The sequence below is a fragment of the Pseudomonas sp. RIT-To-2 genome (assembly GCF_029623465.1).
Taxonomy (GTDB): domain Bacteria; phylum Pseudomonadota; class Gammaproteobacteria; order Pseudomonadales; family Pseudomonadaceae; genus Aquipseudomonas; species Aquipseudomonas silvicola.
The window spans coordinates 38,980-54,587 of sequence record NZ_JAPYKM010000033.1; the positions used below are offsets into that span (position 1 = coordinate 38,980).

The following is a 15,608-nucleotide window of genomic DNA, read 5'->3' on the forward strand; positions in this document are numbered from 1 at the left end:
GTTGGGGTCTCCTGGTCATTGGCGCTCAGGCCTGCCGATCGAAGCGGTAGACCAACGCCAGTGCCACCGCGAGGATCAACAGCGGGGGCAACAGGGTGGTCAATGCAGGGTTGAGAGTGAACAGCAAGCCGAGGTTGACGACGATCTGGTTGACCACATAGGTCAGCAGGCCGGTAATGGCACCCACCGCCAGGCGGCTGCCCAGGCCAGGGGAACGCTGCTGGACGAAGGTGAACGGCACTGCCAGCAGGATCATCGCCAGCGTCAGAATGGGCCGGCCGAATTTTTGCCACAGGGCGATGCTGTACTGGTCGGCGGGCTGGTCGGTGGTGCGCAGAAAGTGTATGTAGCGGCTCAATTGCTTGATGGAAAAGCTGTCGCTGGGCAGGGTCAGCTCCTTGAGGTGGGTGCTGGAAAATATCGACTGCCAGGGCAGCGTGACCAGGGTCTGAACGGTTTCGATGCCACCGGTCCAGGTCTTGACGTTGACCTGGTTAAGCACCCATTTGCCCCCGGGCCGAACCGTGGCGCTGTCGGCATGCAGGTAGCTGGCCAAGGTGTTGTCAGCATTGAAACGGAAGATTTCGATGCCCAGCGGCTGATTGTGCGCGGCCAAGGTATCGATCCTCGCGGCTTCATCGCCCCTGCGTGCCCACAGCGTGCCCTTGGCGTTGACGGCTTCGTCCGACTGGGTAATGGCCGCGTTGCGTATCTGCAAGCCACGCTGTTGCAACGGCGAAGCGACCCACTCGTCCACGGCCGCCAGGGCCAGGGACAGCAATAGCCCGGCCGTCGCTGCTGCCAGGGCGATGCGCACGATGGAAACGCCGGCCGTGCGCAGCGCGGTGAGTTCCTGGCTGATTGCCAACTGCCCGAGGCCGACGATGCCGCCCAGCAAGGCGATGAACGGCCCCAGGTCGATCACGCGCCGGGGCAGTGTCATCAATACCACGGAAACTGCCTGGGTCCAGCGGTACCCCCCGGCGCTCACGTCATCCAGTTCGTTGATCAGGTCGAACGTGGTGAACAGTGGAATCAGCAATGCCGCGGCGGCGATGAACCCCATGAACACGCTTTTGATCAGGTACAGGCGCCACAGCTTCATCGTTTGAACGCCGGCAACAGGCGCAGGTCCCGAGCGGCCAGCAGGGCCAGGCCTGTCAGCATCAACAGTGGCACTAGCCAGAGGCCGGGCGTCAGCGGCAGGGCGGTATTGGCGACCAGGGTGCGGCACAGGTTGCCGCCGTAGAAAATCACGGTGAACAGGCCGGTGATGGGCAGCAGCGTCGCAAACCGCCCCTTGCGCGGCGCGGTACGGCTCAAGGGCACCGCCAGCAGGGCCATCAGCACGGCATTGAGACCACGGCTTTCACGCCATTGCAGTTCGGCCTTGTCCTGGGGCAGGGCGGAGACCGCCAGCACCGCGCTGGGGGTGGATTTGCGCTTGTTTTCGGCGGTGGTTTCCATCGGCTTGAGGTCGAGCTGCAGGTGCCGGTAACTCAGGGCACTGTCCCGGCTACCATGGTGCTCCAGGGTATAGGTGGTACCGGCCTCCAGGGTCAGCGCGGGGGCCAGTGGGTCCGGGTTGGTGATGGTGGCGACCTGGGCGCGAAAGATCCGGCTCTTGCCCTGCGCCGGGTCGTAGATCAGTGCGTCCGTCAGCCGGTTGGTCTGCTGGTCGATGCGTTGCGCCAGGATCATCCGGCCATTGTCGTCGTTGAGGTTGAAGCGTTGCGCCTGCAGGTGGCTGACATCCAGGTCGGAGCGCGACTGCATCTGCAACTGATAGGTTTGCGTGTACGCCCAGGGGCGCCCGTAGAACGACAACAGCATCACCACGATCGCCAGGGGGGTGGCAATGAACAGGATGGCGCGGTAGATGCGCAGCGGGCTCGCACCCGCCGCCAGGATAGCGGTGACTTCCGAATCGTTGTACAGCCGGCCCAGGGCAATGGCCACCGAGGCATACAGGCCCACAGGCAAGAGCATTTCCAGGGCAATGATGACTTTATAGAACACGATGTCGAACACCACGCCCAGCCCCAGCGTGCCATTGGCGGCTTCGGTCAGGTAGCGTTCGGCCGAGTAGCTGGCGAACACAAAGGTGAGGAACCCGACCATCATTGTCACTGGGCGTCGTACTTCGGCAATGATGTATCGCTCAATCGTAAGCATGTACCGCTAACCTTCAGCGCGGCGCGGGGCCGTGCGAGTAAAGTGGAGAGGGTGCGCCGTGCTCCTGGACCGGCCGGCGCAACGATGTCAGGCGCCGGGCCGCGCCGGCGGCCAGCGGGTGGTGCCGAGGGTGCGCTCCACCAGGGCGAAGTCGGCGGCCGAGTCCACGTCTACCGCCGCTTCTGCGAACGGCATCACCACGGCACCGACTTTCACCCCCAGGGCGTTCGACAGCTGGGCCAAGGCGTGCGCGAGTGAGAGCTGGCCCAGCAGGTATTTGAGCACCGCCAAGGGGCCCAGCGCCTTGGCCACCACGCTGCGCGGGTGCTTGCGGGCAGCCTCCAGGCCGGTCCAGTACTGGGCGAGGCTTGCACCGCGTGGCGTCATGAAGGCAAACAGGTTGCTGCCACACACCGCCCCCCCTTTCAGGCGAATAGCGGTTCGGGTAGACCCGGGGAAGCGCTCCAGCACGGTGGCCAGCGGCGTCACCGCCACGCAGACATCGCAGTCAACCGCGGCCGCGCCGGCCAGGAAATGGTCGACGATATCCGTGCGCAACAGCGCGTGGTCGGCGGTGGTAACCAGGACCGGCCACCGTTGTTGATGTGCCAGGCCGCGGCGCACGCTGGCCGCGGGTGAATGGTCGGGGGCCAGGTAGCCGAGTTCGCCCTGCGCGAGCTGCGCATGGAGGCAGGCGTCGTCGGCCAGCAACGTACGCGATGGCCCCACCAGGGTAATGTGGCCGATGTGCTCGCTATGCTGTAGCGCAGTGACCACCCTGTGCAGCATCGGTATGCCGTCGATGGGGGTCAGAGCCTTGCAGCCAGCGGCGCCCAGCGCTGTCACCGGGTCATGGGCATGGCGATCCGCGCCCAGCACCAGGGCATCGAACCGCTGTGCCTCAGAGCTGTTTTTCATAAAGGCGATACCGCTTGTAGGGATCGGCGCCGATGCGTTCGAGGATGGTGCGCATACCGGTGTTGGACTCCAGAATCCACGACATCTCGAGCGCTTCGATATCGCGCGCCAGAAACGGGCCCTTCAATGCCTCGATGAGCAACAGGGCAATGACCGGCCCCAGGCGGCTGAACTGATACGCCTGACGCACGCCCATCAACGGAACACGGGCGGTGCGCACGCCGCTGACCTTCAGGCGCCATAGCAACTTGGCCCAACCCAGCGGCAGCAACTGACCGTTGAGGTCGGCAATGGCTTCATTGATATTGGGCAGCGCCACGATGAACCCGCAGGCCTGGCCGTCTATTTCGGCCACGTGGATCATGTCATCCGGCACCAGGAATTTCAGTTGCGCGCCCATTTCACTGAACTCGCGTTCGGTGAATGGCACGTACCCCCAGTTGTGTTGCCAGGCATCGTTGAACACGTCGCGCAGCACCTGCATTTCAGCGGCAAAGTGTTTGCGGTCCAGTGGGCGGATACGCACGCGTTCGCGCATGCGGTCCATGATTTTGCTCAGCGCAGGGGTGAAGAACAGGTCGTCGCGGCGCATCCAGTACGCCAGCAGATCCATGCCCTTGCGGTAGCCCAACTGCTCCAGGCGCGCCGCGTAATAAGGCTTGCCATGGTTCATGAGGGCCGACGGCGGCGTATCGAAGCCGTCCACCAGCAAGCCACTTTCCTGGTTGATGTTCAGGCTGAAGGGACCGGTGATGGTGCGGGCGCCCCGCCGGCGCAGCCAGGTCTCGGCAGCGCCGGTCAAGGCGCTGAATACCTCGGGGTCATCAATGGCATCGATCATGCCGAAATGCCCGGTATCGGCACCATGAAGTTGACGGTGCAAGGTGTCGATCTGCGCCGTGATACGGCCCACCACCGTGTCGCCACGCCGGGCTATCCAGGCCTGCCACTGAATGTGCTCGGCTGCGGGGTTCTTCGCCGAAAGGTGCTCGGTACGCTCAATGTGCAGTGGCTCGATCCAGTGTGGATCATCGGCATACAAACGCGATGGCAACGCGAGGAAGGCTTTCATTTCAGCCTTGCCGCTGACCTGTTCAATGGAAATCATGTTTAACCTTGCATCTACAACTTTAGGAGGGGTGAACTAGCGGGCATGATGAAACTCGCCTGTTGCGCTATAAATGAAACCGTTATTTGCCTGGTTTGTATATCAAATGACTATCTGTGTTGTTGATTGCGGGTATCTGATAAATGAATAGTCGTTCAGGAACACGAGGCTGTTAGTCTTGTCGCAAATTGGGTTCAACCAGAACTTGAAAGCCCCAAAACCCGCATTCCAGTGGGGTTTCGCTCCCTTCTCGGCCGTTATTTCGTCCTTGTCGACTGACGCCTGCGAGGGCGTGCGAGGCGACATTGCGGGAAGGATCTGCTGTTCGCGATCAGGCGATAAGGTTCAATGTCATGGCTGTGCTGTATATGTCGGAAACAAGCTCCAATAGTTCAATACCCCTGCGTTATGCGGACTTCGAAAGTTTGCCTGATGCATTGGATTACGCGGCAACCGGCAACGCCGGAATGAACTTCTATGACCGCCGTGGGCAACTGGTCAGTTCCTTTGAATACCGGATGCTGAAACAACGGGCGGTGCTGACGGCACGGCGCCTGTTGGGCCAGGGCCTGTCGCGCGGTGACCGGGTTGCGTTGATCGCCGACACCAGTGCAGCCTTCGTCGAGGTGTTTTTCGCCTGCCAGTACGCCGGCCTGGTGCCTGTGCCCCTGCCCATACCCATGGGCATGGGCCAGCACGCCTCGTATGTGGAAAAACTGCGCGGCTTGCTGCTCAGCTGTGGCCCGGCCGCCGTGTGTGGCACCGAGGAATGGTTGCCGCTGGTGCGGGAGGCCGCGCAGGCGACGCCCTCGGCCCGGGTCATCGACAGCGCCGAGCTCGATGCGCTGCCCGTGGCGCCAGTGGCACTCGTGGCGCCCTCGGCGGATGACATCGCTTACCTGCAATATACCTCCGGCAGCACACGCTTTCCCCGCGGCGTGGTGATCACCCAACGCGCGGTGATGGCCAACCTGCAGGCCATCAGCCGGCACGGCATTCGGTTGCGCGAAGGCGACCGCTGTGTTTCCTGGCTGCCGTTCTACCACGACATGGGGCTGGTCGGTTTCGTGCTGACGCCGCTGGCGACCCAGCTGTCCGTCGATTACTTGCGCACCCAGGACTTCGCCATGCGCCCGCTGCAATGGCTGAAGCTGATCAGTCGCAACCGCGGGACCGTGTCTGTCGCGCCGCCCTTTGGCTATAACCTGTGCCTGCGTCGGTGCAGCGACAAGGACCTGGCGGAGCTGGACCTGTCCAGCTGGCGCGTGGCCGGTGTGGGCGCTGAACCGGTGCCGTTCGAGTCGCTGAACCAGTTTGCCCAGCGTTTCGGCACCGCCGGCTTTGGCCCCCGCGCCTTCATGCCCTGCTATGGCCTGGCGGAAAACACCCTGGCCGTCAGCTTCGCACCGGCGGACGCAGGGCTTGAGGCCGACCGCGTGGACCGCGATGTGCTGGAACAGCAGGGCAGGGCCATGCCGCCGTCTGCCGACACCCGGGCCATCAGCACCTTTGTGAACTGCGGTGCCTCGCTGCCGGGCCACTGCATCGAGATCCGCGATGCCCAGGGCCTGCCCCTGGCAGAGCGTGAAGTGGGGCAGATCTTCATTGCCGGCCCCAGCCTGATGAGCGGGTATTTTCGCGATGCCGAGTCGCAGGCGCGTCTGCACGCCAGCGGTTGGCTGGACACTGGCGACCTGGGCTACCTGCATGCTGGCAACCTCTACATCACCGGGCGCCAGAAAGACTTGATCATCATCCGCGGGCGCAACATCTGGCCCCAGGACATCGAACACCTGGCCGAAGGCGAGCCGGACGTGCGCCCCGGAGATGCGATCGCTTTCCTGACGAGCCAGGGCGAAGACGCAGTGGTGGTCATGCAGATCCAGTGCCGGGTGACGTCCCAGGCCCTGCGCGAACGCATGGTGCACTCGCTATCGGGGCGTATCCAGAGCGAATTCGGCGTGAGTGTCGATATCCAGTTGGTGGCACCGCAGAGCATCCCGCGCACGTCATCCGGCAAGCCCGCCCGAGCCGAGGCCAAGCGCCGCTACCTGAGCAGGCTGGAGGCCGCGGTGCCGACAGCGGCCAGCGCCTGATGACCCACACTGTTGCCCTGACCGGCGCCACCGGTTTCATTGGCCAGCATATCGTGCAGGCCTTGCTGCGCCAGGGCTTCACGGTCAGGGCGCTGACCCGGCGCACAGGCGTTGACCAGCCGGGGTTGCAATGGGTACATGGCGCGCTGGACAACCCCGCGTCGCTGGCGGAACTGGTCCGCGGCGCCGAGGCCGTCATTCATTGCGCGGGGCAGGTACGCGGGCGCGACCGTGCCACGTTCCAGCACTGCAACGTCGACGGTACCCGCCGGCTGGTGACCGCGGCCAAGGCTGCCGGCCATTGCGAGCGCGTGCTATTGATTTCGTCCCTTGCCGCGCGCCACCCGCAGCTGTCGTGGTACGCCGAATCGAAATTCCAGGCCGAACGCCAAGCCGTCGAGGTGGCGGGTACCCTGCCGGTGAGTATTTTTCGGCCCACGGCCGTGTACGGCCCGGGCGACCGTGAACTGCAACCGGTGTTCACCTGGCTGCTGCGAGGCTGGTTGCCACGGGTGGGCGCCGCCGACGCTCGGCTGTCGTTTCTGCACGTCCAGGACCTGGCTCAGGCCTGCCTGCGGTGGTTGGCGGCCGCGCCTGCCGGCACGGCGTGTTACGAACTCAACGACGGCGCCCCGCAGGCGTACAGCTGGCCTGGCCTGCAGGCGATGGGCGCCCGCGTCCGCGGTGCGCCGGTACGCCAGGTGAGCATTGCGCCGCTATGGCTGCGGCGTCTGTCGCGGCTGAACCTGGCCTGGCAGCGCCTGGCCGGCGGCGAGCCAATGCTGACACCGGCCAAGGTCAACGAACTTTTGCACCCCGACTGGTCATCCAGCAACCGTGCGATCGCCGCAGCCCTGGGCTGGCGCCCAGGTATTGCGTTGGAGTGCGCGTTGCGCGAGCGGTCGTTTTGATCCCCTTTGAAAAGACATCAGACCCCTTTTATGTTGAAGCATGACGTTCTCATCGAATACATCCTGCAGTGCCTGCACGAGCTTACGCCCGAGAGCCGCCGGCCCATCGGGCCACAGAGCAATCTGGTCGAGGACCTGGGGCTTGAGTCCATCAAGATCCTGGACCTGCTGATGATGCTCGAGGACCACTTCGATCTTTCCATCCCCATCAACATTCTCATCGACGTGACCACGCCGGTCGAGTTGGCCAACGCCCTGGTCACGTACCTGGAGAACCACCATGGGGCTGTATGACGGCTATGCCCGCCTGGCGGATGAGCGCCAGGTGTTTCAAGGCGCAGGCCTGAACCCCTTCGGTACCTGCATCGACACCCTGCATTCGGCTACCGAAGGCCAGATCGGCCAGCAGCGCGTCATCCTGGCCGGCACCAACAACTACCTGGGCCTGACGTTCGACAGCGAGGCCATCGCCGCCGCACAAGCGGCGCTGGGCGAGCAGGGCACCGGCACTACGGGTTCGCGCATGGCCAATGGCAGCTACGGTGCCCATGTGGCGCTGGAGGCTGAGCTCGCAGCATTCTTCGAGCGCCCGTCGGCCATCGTCTTTTCCACCGGCTATGTGGCCAACCTGGGCATCATCAGTGCGCTCGCTACGCCCAAGGCCGTGGTGCTGCTGGATGCCGACTGCCACGCCAGCATTTATGACGCCTGCGCACTGGGTGGCGCTCAGGTGATCCGCTTCCGCCACAACGACGCTGCCGACCTGGAGCGGCGCATGGTACGGCTGGGCGAGCAGGCCCGTGATGCGCTGATCATCGTCGAGGGCATCTACAGCATGCTTGGCGACGTGGCGCCGCTGCAGGCCATCGTCGATATCAAGCGGCGCCTGGGCGGCTACCTGCTGGTGGACGAAGCCCATTCGTTCGGCGTGCTGGGGCACACCGGGCGCGGGCTGGTTCAGGCACTGGGCCTTGAACAGGACGTCGATATCATTCTGGGCACGTTCAGCAAGAGCCTGGCGGCCATCGGCGGCTTCGCCGTGGGCAACGATCAGGGGATGGAGGTGTTGCGCTACGCCAGCCGCCCTTACATCTTCACCGCGTCGCCGTCACCGTCGGCTATTGCGTCGGTACGCTCGGCGCTGCGTACCATCGCGCGCCAGCCCGAACTGCGCGATCGGCTCTGGGCCAATGCCTACAGGCTGCACGAAGGCCTGGCGCAACTGGGTTACAAGGTGGGCCCTGATGTGAGCCCGGTGATCCCGGTGATGATTGGCACCAAGGAGCAAGGCGTGCGTTTCTGGCGAGCGCTGATCGAGGAGGGGGTCTACGTGAACCTGGTGTTGCCGCCCGCGGCGCCATCGGGCATTACCCTGGTGCGTTGCAGCGTCAGCGCGGCCCATTCCCCTGAACAGATCAACGCGATGGTTCGCGCGTTCGCTGCCTTGCGTGACCGCGGTATTCTGGAGGCTGCCCCATGAGAATCATCCTGGCCTTTGGCAAGTCCTACCCCCTGCGCACCCTGCTGATGCTGCTCAGCCTGGTGGTGGCCGGCGTGGTGGAGGGGATCAGCCTGACCACCATGCTGCCGCTGGTGTCGGTGATGCTCGGCGACAGCGGGCACACCGGCGCCGTGGCTACCCATGTGGGCGCGGTGCTTCAGAGCGTTGGCCTGGAGCCGACGATCAGTGTGCTGCTGGTGATCATCGTGGCCGGCATGTCGTTTACCAGCCTGCTGATCCTGCTGGCCAACCGGCAGGTCGGCTACACGGTGGCCCACGTGGCCACCGACCTGCGCGTGGACCTGATCAATGCCACGCTGGAAAGCCGCTGGGAACACTATTTGCGCCAACCCGGTGGCGCACTGGCCAACTCGGTGGCCACCGAGGCGTTCCGGGCCGCCACGGCCTATGAGCACGCGGCCAACATGGTCGCCTTGACCATTCAGGCCATCGCTTACGGCATCATTGCCCTGGTGGTGTCCTGGCAGGCGGCGCTGGTCTGTATCGCCCTGGGCCTGGGCATCCTGCTGGCGCTGCGCGGCCTGGTGAAGACCTCGCGCAAGGCCGGCAAGAGCCAGACGGGCTTGATGCGCGAACTGTTGATCAACCTGAGTGACACGCTGGGTTCGGTCAAGCCGCTCAAGGCCATGGCCCGGGAAGACATCGCCGACTCATTGCTGCGCAGCCAGGCGACCGAGCTGAACGCGGCCATGGAAAAAGAAGTGACCAGCCGGGAGACCCTGCGGGCGCTGCAGGAACCGCTGCTGGCCTTGTTGGCCGCCGGCGGCCTGTACGCTGGCCTGGTGGTCTGGAAACTGCCCATGTCCTCGGTCATGGTGCTGATCTTCATGGTGGTGCGCGTGCTGGGGCTTTTGCACAAGGCCCAACAGCGTTACCACCGCATGGTAGGGCAGGAGAGCGCCTTCTGGGCCCTGCGCGAGGCCGTGGCCGAAGCCAAGGCGCAACTGGAACCCCAGGGCGGTAGCCGCAAGCCTGCGCTGACCCGCGAGATCAGCTTCGACCACGTCACGTTCACCTACGGTGGGCGGCACATTCTCAAGGACGCCAGCGCGACGTTTCCGGTGGGCCGGATGACCACGCTCGTCGGGCCCTCGGGTACCGGCAAGACCACGGTGCTCGACCTGCTGTGTGCCTTGCTGATCGCGCAGCACGGGCAGGTCACGGTAGATGGCGTGGCGCTGGCCGATCTGCAGCGGCGCGCCTGGCGCCGCATGATCGGCTACGTCACTCAGGAGACCTTGCTGTTGCATGACAGCGTGCTGGCCAACGTCACCCTGGGCGAGCCATCGCTGACCGAGGCCGACGCGCAGGCTGCGTTGCGCCAGGCCGGCGCCTGGGATTTCGTGCAGCGCCTGGAACAGGGTATCCATACCCCGGTAGGCGAGCGCGGTGGCCAGCTCTCCGGCGGCCAGCGGCAGCGCATCGTGATCGCGCGCGCCCTGGCCCATCGCCCGAGCCTGCTGATTCTGGACGAGGCCACCAGCGCGCTGGACGCAGAGTCCGAGGACGATATCTGCCGTACCCTCAAGGCCCTGACGCCCGACATCACCATCATTGCCGTATCACATCGGCCGCGACTGATCGAGGTGGCCGACAAGGTCATCGAACTGGTGGATGGGCGCTTCGCGACCGTGGCCAGGCCCGGCGTGGTCCGGCTCGACGGCACGGGAGGGCGTTGACATGAATCCACGAACTCAGCCTGCGCGTCTGGCGCCCGTCATTGCCTTCGTAGGGTGCGATGGCGCCGGCAAGACCACGGTGTCCGACGCCATCCTGGCCTGGATGCGCGAGTCGCGGCCTACGGAAAGCTGCCATCTGGGCATTCAGTCCAAGGCCCTGGGCGAGAAGCTGGTCGCCTTGCCGGTGGTGGGCGGCCTGTTCAAGCGCTTGATCGCATCCAATGCCCCCAAGCCCGCGGCCACGGTGGCGGCGCTCGAGCAACCGCCCGAACCGCCTCGCACCTTGGCAGCGGTGGCGATCCTGGGGCTTTCCCTGCGACGCTGGCGGCGCTACCAGGCCATGATGGCCTTGCGGCGCAGCGGCGTTGCCGTGATTGCCGACCGTTTCCCGCAGATCGCCGTGGCCAACATGAAGATCGATGGCCCCGGGTTGACCGGCGTGCCACACCGCAATGCACTGGTGCGCGGGCTCGCGGCCTGCGAACGGTTGCTGTATTGCTACATGGTGAGTTACCGCCCCGACATTGTCATTCGGCTCAACGTCGACCTGGACACCGCATACCGGCGCAAGCCCGACCACCGCTATGTATCGCTGGCCAGCAAGATTGCCCTGGTGCCCCGGCTGGAATACCAGGGCAGCCCGATCATCGACCTGGACAGCACTCGGCCGTTGGCCGAGGTCATTGCTCAGGCCAAGTTGGAAATCAGCGCCTGCCTTGCCAACGGTGCTTCAGCATGAACACCCGGCGGGCGCGGGCGGCGCCTCAGCCGTTGCGGCGGCTGGCGCCGCTGGTGGCCATTGTCGGGCCGGATGGTGCCGGCAAGACCACCGCGGCCCAGTACCTGTGCCGCCACCTGGCCGACAGTCAATATGCCTACCTGGGGCTCGGCTCCGGCGCCCTGGGGCTCAAGATCAAGCGGCTGCCCTGGGTTGGGCCGCTGCTGGAGCGACGCCTGGCCGCCAAGGCCAAGCGGGCCCGTACGCCGGGGCAACGCATTCCGGGGCCGGCCACGGCGCTGGTCATCTACCTGTTCGGCAGGGCGCGCAGGCGTCGATTCCTGCGCATGCTGGAGGCGCGCGAGGGCGGCCAGCTGGTGATCTGCGACCGCTATCCGCAAGTGCAGGTGGCCGGGCTCAACGATGGGCCGGGGTTGTCGGCGGCGCTGCCGGTGGGCCGGTTGACCACCTGGCTGGCGAGGCTGGAATACCAGCTGTACAGGGAAATGGCGCTCATTCCGCCGACCTTGGTGATCCGCCTCAATGTGGACCCCCGCACGGCATGGGCGCGCAAGCCAGACCATGACCTGGCGCTGATCGAGAAGAAAGTCGCGGCGACCGCTTCCCTGACGTTTCCCGGCGCCCAGGTGATCGATGTCGATGCCAACTTGCCTCAGCCCGAGGTACACGCCATTTGCCTGAAGCTGGTGCATCGCCTGCTGGGTATCGAGCCCCCCTCTGCCTCCACGCGCACGGCGCAGGTCGCGCGCGTTGAATAATCCTTTTTTTCCAACTTCGGTGTGCCACGCGACATGACAGACTCTGCTGTTTACAAGGGAGCGGGTGCCAAGCTGTATGCCCTCGCCAATCTGTACCTGTTTTTCTGGTTCTTCTCCGGCCCCCTGCAACTGATGATTTACCATGCGGGCGTTACCGGGCTCGGTGGCTTCTGGCAAGCGTCGGCCTTGAGCCTGCTGTGGATGATCCCCGTGCTCCTGGTGCCCCGCTGGACCCGTGCCATGGCCGGGCTCATCGGGTTGGTGCTATGGCTGAGCTCGCTCACGGCATTGGCGTACTTCCTGATTTATGGCCAGGAGTTTTCCCAAAGCGCCATTTTCATCATGTTCGATTCCAACGTCACCGAGTCCAGCGAGTACCTGTCGCAGTACTTCGCGTGGTCCAGGCTGGCGATTCTGGTGGGCTACAGCCTGGTGGCCCTGGTGTTGTGGTTCCGGGTCAGGCCGGTACGGTTTTCGCCACCTGTGCGGGCATGCGCCTGTGTGCTGGTGGCGTTCGTGTCGGTGGGCTTCTCCGCCCTGCATGAATTGGCCAAGCGCGGGGACCTGGACATGCGCCTCGGCAAGTTCGAGCAAAACCTGCAAGCAGCGGCCCCCTGGCAATTGGTGGTGGGCTTCGCCCAATACCGTCAGCAGTTGGCGGACATGGGCCAGATCTTTGCCAATTGGGCCACCATTCCCCCGTTGCAGGATTTCCACGACACCCATGCCGGCCAGCCGTCGACGCTGGTGCTGGTCATTGGCGAGTCCACCGATCGTCAACGCATGAGCCTTTACGGCTATGGCCGGCGCACCTCACCGGAACTCGATGCGTTGCGGCCGGAACTGGACGTGTTTGACCACGTCATCGCGCCGCGCCCCTACACCATCGAAGTGCTGCAGCAAGTGCTGACTTTTGCCGACCAGGAGCACCCGGACCTGTACCTGAATTCGCCGTCGCTGGTCAGCGTGATGAAGCAAGCGGGGTACAAAACCTTTTGGGTCACCAACCAGCAGACCATGACCCAGCGCAATACCATGCTCACCACGTTTTCCAAACAGGCCGATGAACAGGTCTACCTCAATAACAACCGCGACCAGAACTCCACCAGCCAGTTCGACCAGGACGTTCTCGACCCCTTCAGCCAGGTGCTGAAAGACCAGGCGCCGCGCAAGTTCATCGTGGTCCACCTGATGGGCACGCACATGAATTACCGCTACCGCTACCCCAAGGACTATCAGCATTTCCGGGACAACGCCCAGGTACCGAGCTACGTGGTGAACCAAAAGCTGCACAAATACAACGATTACGACAACGCCGTGCTGTACAACGATCATGTGGTCAGCTCGCTGATCGGCCGCTTCAAACGCTCCAACCCCCACGGCTTCCTGCTGTACGTGTCGGACCACGGTGAGTCGGTGTACGACCCGGTGGCCCCCAAGGTGCTGGGCCGCAACGAGGACGCCCCGACACGGCCGATGTACACGGTGCCCTTCCTGGTCTGGCGTTCGCCCAGCTGGAAAGAAGACACCCCCGTGGACCTGTCCGGCGCGCTGCACCGCGAGTACACCACCTCGCACTTCATCCACACCTGGGCAGACCTCGCGGGGCTGAGTTTCGATCGTTTCGAGCCATGGAAAAGCATCGTCAACCCCCACTACCAACGGGGCCAGCTGCTTATCGGTGACCCGCATCAACCGCAGAAGCTGCGTGACTTCGATACGCTGGACGAGGCCCCGTGAATCAGCCGGCGGCCATGGCCAGTATTGGATGAGGCACACCCTGTTCGCTGCCCAGGTAACGCTCCAGCTGCGCGCGCAACCAGCGTTCGGCCGGGTCGTTGTCGGTCAGGCTCAGCCACACCATGGAAAGTTCCAGTGTCGGCACCTCGAAAGGGCAAGGTTCATCACGCAGATTGCCCCAGGCGAGCAGCGCCTTGGCTGCGTAGTCAGGACAACTGGCCAGCAGATTGGTACCGGCGAGCGCCGCCGGCAGGGAGCTGAACTGGGGGATGGACAGGACCACCCGGCGCTCCCGGCCTATCCGGGCCAGGCATTCGTCGACAACGCCGTGGATGTTGGCGGTATAGGACACCTGCACATGGGGGCGGGAACAGTACTCGTCCAGCGTCAGCGGGGCAGTGCCATTGTCGGCACGCAGGATGCGCGGCTCTATTCGCCGCAGCAGTTTGCGCTTGGCATTGGCCGGCAGTTCCCGTGTCTCGGTGATGCCGATGGTGATTTCGCCAGACGCCAGCAAATCCGGAATACGCCAGTAGTCCACATGCTGAATGATCACCACCACATGGGGCGCTTCCTCGCGCAGCGCTTGCAGAAAGGGCGGCATCAGGCCGAATTCGACATCATCGGACACCCCGATCTTGAACGTCAGCCGGCTGTCTCGCGGGATGAACTGATGCGCAAGGCTCAGTGCCGTGGCCATTGCATCAAGCGCGGGGGACAGGTGCCTGATGATCTCTTCGGCGCGTCGGGTGGGCTCCATGCGGTGCCCCACCCGGACGAACAGGGGGTCGTTGAACTGCGTGCGCAGCCGGCCCAGGGCCGTGCTGACCGTGGGTTGGCCCAGGTGCAGCTTTTCGGCGACGCGGGTGACGTTCTGCTCCTGCATCAGTGCTTCGAAAATGACCATCAGATTGATGTCCGATTTTCGCAATTCGTTTCGGTTCATGGTGGCCTTGAAAATGCAGAAAACCGCCTGCAGGCGCCCCCCGCCCACAGACAGCATGGGCAGTGCGCCACGGCCGGGTAAGGTGTGATCGAGCAGTGCGCGGGAACTTAGCATGCAGTCGCGGGCACGCCTATGCAGCACGCCGCAATGGTTATTTGTGTATGGCGTAACAATGAATCCGCGGGTTGATGATCAAATGCCTCGACCCGTTCGCAGTCGTCACATTCACCGGTTTGCCTTGAAGGCAGCCGTATACGCTGAAGGAGTTATACCCATGCATGACAGTGGCTCTGTTGCAATGCCCCGCCTGGCCACGGCCTGCCTGCTGGCCGGCGCGCTTTTCGCGCCATTGGTGGCCCAGGCCGCGCCCCAGGACCCATGGGAACGGGTCAACCGGCCCATCTTCCAGTTCAACGACACCGTCGATACGTATGCCTTCAAGCCGGTGGCCCAGGGGTACCAGTACATCACCCCGCAATGGCTGCAGGACGGTATCCACAATTTCTTCCAGAACCTGGGCGATGTCGGCAACCTGGCCAATGACACGCTGCAGGCCAAGCCACGAGAGGCGGGGGTCGACACCGCACGCTTGCTGCTCAACACCACGCTGGGGGTAGGCGGGCTTTTCGATGTGGGCACCCGCATGGGCCTGCAGCGCAACGATGAAGATTTCGGCCTGACCCTGGGCAAGTGGGGAGTGCCCAGCGGCCCGTTCGTGATGCTGCCCCTGCTGGGGCCGAGCACCGTGCGCGATGGCGTTGCCAAGGTGCCGGACCTGTATACCCAGCCGTACCGATACATGGACGACGTGGCTTTTCGCAATAGCCTGTTCGCCACCGGCATGCTCGACACCCGCGCCCAACTGCTACCCGCGGATAAGCTGGTGAGCGGCGACAAGTACATCTTCATTCGCAACGCCTACCTGCAGATGCGTGACTTCAAGGTCAACGACGGCAAGGTCCAGGACGACTTCTGATGCCGCGCGCGGGCGTGCACGCCGGCGTTGCCGCCGGTGG

At 64.2% G+C, this 15,608-nt stretch carries 13 protein-coding genes and 2 pseudogenes; 10 read left to right on the plus strand and 5 right to left on the minus strand.

The genetic code is table 11. The annotated features are described in order from the left end of the window. Positions 1-25 precede the first annotated feature (25 nt). The 4 genes from lptG to QBK88_RS24190 form a co-directional block, all read right to left on the minus strand. Positions 26-1,105 (minus strand): LPS export ABC transporter permease LptG, encoded by a 1,080-nt coding sequence (lptG, locus tag QBK88_RS24175; protein ID WP_277963988.1) that lies wholly within the window; start codon positions 1,103-1,105, stop codon positions 26-28. Next, entirely contained in the window at positions 1,102-2,175 is a 1,074-nt protein-coding gene (gene lptF, locus QBK88_RS24180) for an LPS export ABC transporter permease LptF (RefSeq protein WP_277963989.1), read from the minus strand. The genes lptG and lptF overlap by 4 nt, the downstream gene beginning before the upstream one ends. Before the next feature lie 87 nt (positions 2,176-2,262). Next, positions 2,263-3,093: a nucleotidyltransferase family protein gene (locus QBK88_RS24185; RefSeq protein ID WP_277963990.1), complete on the minus strand. Its 831-nt coding sequence runs from the start codon at positions 3,091-3,093 to the stop codon at positions 2,263-2,265. After that, positions 3,077-4,201 carry an N-acetyltransferase gene (locus QBK88_RS24190; protein WP_277963991.1) on the minus strand — a complete coding sequence of 375 codons (1,125 nt, stop codon included), beginning with the start codon at positions 4,199-4,201 and terminating at the stop codon, positions 3,077-3,079. Before QBK88_RS24190 ends, QBK88_RS24185 begins: the two co-directional genes overlap by 17 nt. A gap of 368 nt (positions 4,202-4,569) precedes the next feature. On the opposite strand from QBK88_RS24190, the gene QBK88_RS24195 reads away from it, so the two are divergent. The 9 genes and pseudogenes from QBK88_RS24195 to cptA all read left to right on the plus strand — a co-directional run bounded on the left by QBK88_RS24195 (position 4,570) and on the right by cptA (position 13,646). Beyond that, positions 4,570-6,297, plus strand: a complete 1,728-nt coding sequence (locus tag QBK88_RS24195) for a fatty acyl-AMP ligase (RefSeq protein WP_277964016.1) — start codon at positions 4,570-4,572, stop codon at positions 6,295-6,297. After that, positions 6,297-7,208, plus strand: coding sequence for an NAD-dependent epimerase/dehydratase family protein (locus QBK88_RS24200; RefSeq protein WP_277963992.1), 912 nt, complete (start codon positions 6,297-6,299; stop codon positions 7,206-7,208). Before QBK88_RS24195 ends, QBK88_RS24200 begins: the two co-directional genes overlap by 1 nt. A gap of 30 nt (positions 7,209-7,238) precedes the next feature. Next, positions 7,239-7,502, plus strand: a complete 264-nt coding sequence (locus QBK88_RS24205; protein WP_277963993.1) for an acyl carrier protein — start codon at positions 7,239-7,241, stop codon at positions 7,500-7,502. Next, positions 7,489-8,688 (plus strand): serine palmitoyltransferase, encoded by a 1,200-nt coding sequence (gene spt, locus QBK88_RS24210; RefSeq protein ID WP_277963994.1) that lies wholly within the window; start codon positions 7,489-7,491, stop codon positions 8,686-8,688. The genes QBK88_RS24205 and spt overlap by 14 nt, the downstream gene beginning before the upstream one ends. A 47-nt stretch (positions 8,689-8,735) precedes the next feature. Next, a pseudogene (locus tag QBK88_RS30965) lies at positions 8,736-9,506 on the plus strand (ABC transporter transmembrane domain-containing protein); the annotation flags it as partial. Between the two features lie 294 nt (positions 9,507-9,800). Then, positions 9,801-10,227, plus strand: a pseudogene (locus tag QBK88_RS30970) (ATP-binding cassette domain-containing protein); the annotation flags it as partial. Positions 10,228-10,410: 183 nt separating this feature from the next. Continuing rightward, positions 10,411-11,148 carry a nucleoside triphosphate hydrolase gene (locus QBK88_RS24220; protein WP_277963996.1) on the plus strand — a complete coding sequence of 246 codons (738 nt, stop codon included), beginning with the start codon at positions 10,411-10,413 and terminating at the stop codon, positions 11,146-11,148. After that, positions 11,145-11,906, plus strand: coding sequence for a hypothetical protein (locus QBK88_RS24225; RefSeq protein ID WP_277963997.1), 762 nt, complete (start codon positions 11,145-11,147; stop codon positions 11,904-11,906). The genes QBK88_RS24220 and QBK88_RS24225 overlap by 4 nt, the downstream gene beginning before the upstream one ends. A 33-nt stretch (positions 11,907-11,939) precedes the next feature. After that, positions 11,940-13,646 (plus strand): phosphoethanolamine transferase CptA, encoded by a 1,707-nt coding sequence (gene cptA, locus QBK88_RS24230; protein WP_277963998.1) that lies wholly within the window; start codon positions 11,940-11,942, stop codon positions 13,644-13,646. A 1-nt stretch (position 13,647) separates the two neighbouring features. Here the strand turns inward: cptA and QBK88_RS24235 are convergent, their stop codons facing one another. Further along, positions 13,648-14,592 carry a LysR family transcriptional regulator gene (locus tag QBK88_RS24235; RefSeq protein WP_277963999.1) on the minus strand — a complete coding sequence of 315 codons (945 nt, stop codon included), beginning with the start codon at positions 14,590-14,592 and terminating at the stop codon, positions 13,648-13,650. A 274-nt stretch (positions 14,593-14,866) separates the two neighbouring features. Here QBK88_RS24235 and QBK88_RS24240 point away from each other — a divergent pair, with 274 nt between their 5' ends. Then, entirely contained in the window at positions 14,867-15,568 is a 702-nt protein-coding gene (locus QBK88_RS24240; protein WP_445764988.1) for an MlaA family lipoprotein, read from the plus strand. Positions 15,569-15,608: the final 40 nt, after the last annotated feature.

Excerpts from the sequence above, each read along its gene's own strand:
- lptF (WP_277963989.1), bottom strand. The coding sequence starts at position 2,175 with ATGCTTACGATTGAGCGATACATCATTGCCGAAGTACGACGCCCAGTG.
- QBK88_RS24205 (WP_277963993.1), top strand. The coding sequence starts at position 7,239 with ATGTTGAAGCATGACGTTCTCATCGAATACATCCTGCAGTGCCTGCAC.
- QBK88_RS24220 (WP_277963996.1), top strand. The coding sequence starts at position 10,411 with ATGAATCCACGAACTCAGCCTGCGCGTCTGGCGCCCGTCATTGCCTTC.
- spt (WP_277963994.1), top strand. The coding sequence starts at position 7,489 with ATGGGGCTGTATGACGGCTATGCCCGCCTGGCGGATGAGCGCCAGGTG.
- cptA (WP_277963998.1), top strand. The coding sequence starts at position 11,940 with ATGACAGACTCTGCTGTTTACAAGGGAGCGGGTGCCAAGCTGTATGCC.
- QBK88_RS24225 (WP_277963997.1), top strand. The coding sequence starts at position 11,145 with ATGAACACCCGGCGGGCGCGGGCGGCGCCTCAGCCGTTGCGGCGGCTG.
- QBK88_RS24185 (WP_277963990.1), bottom strand. The coding sequence starts at position 3,093 with ATGAAAAACAGCTCTGAGGCACAGCGGTTCGATGCCCTGGTGCTGGGC.
- QBK88_RS24190 (WP_277963991.1), bottom strand. The coding sequence starts at position 4,201 with ATGATTTCCATTGAACAGGTCAGCGGCAAGGCTGAAATGAAAGCCTTC.
- QBK88_RS24240 (WP_445764988.1), top strand. The coding sequence starts at position 14,867 with ATGCATGACAGTGGCTCTGTTGCAATGCCCCGCCTGGCCACGGCCTGC.
- QBK88_RS24200 (WP_277963992.1), top strand. The coding sequence starts at position 6,297 with ATGACCCACACTGTTGCCCTGACCGGCGCCACCGGTTTCATTGGCCAG.
- lptG (WP_277963988.1), bottom strand. The coding sequence starts at position 1,105 with ATGAAGCTGTGGCGCCTGTACCTGATCAAAAGCGTGTTCATGGGGTTC.
- QBK88_RS24235 (WP_277963999.1), bottom strand. The coding sequence starts at position 14,592 with ATGAACCGAAACGAATTGCGAAAATCGGACATCAATCTGATGGTCATT.
- QBK88_RS24195 (WP_277964016.1), top strand. The coding sequence starts at position 4,570 with ATGTCGGAAACAAGCTCCAATAGTTCAATACCCCTGCGTTATGCGGAC.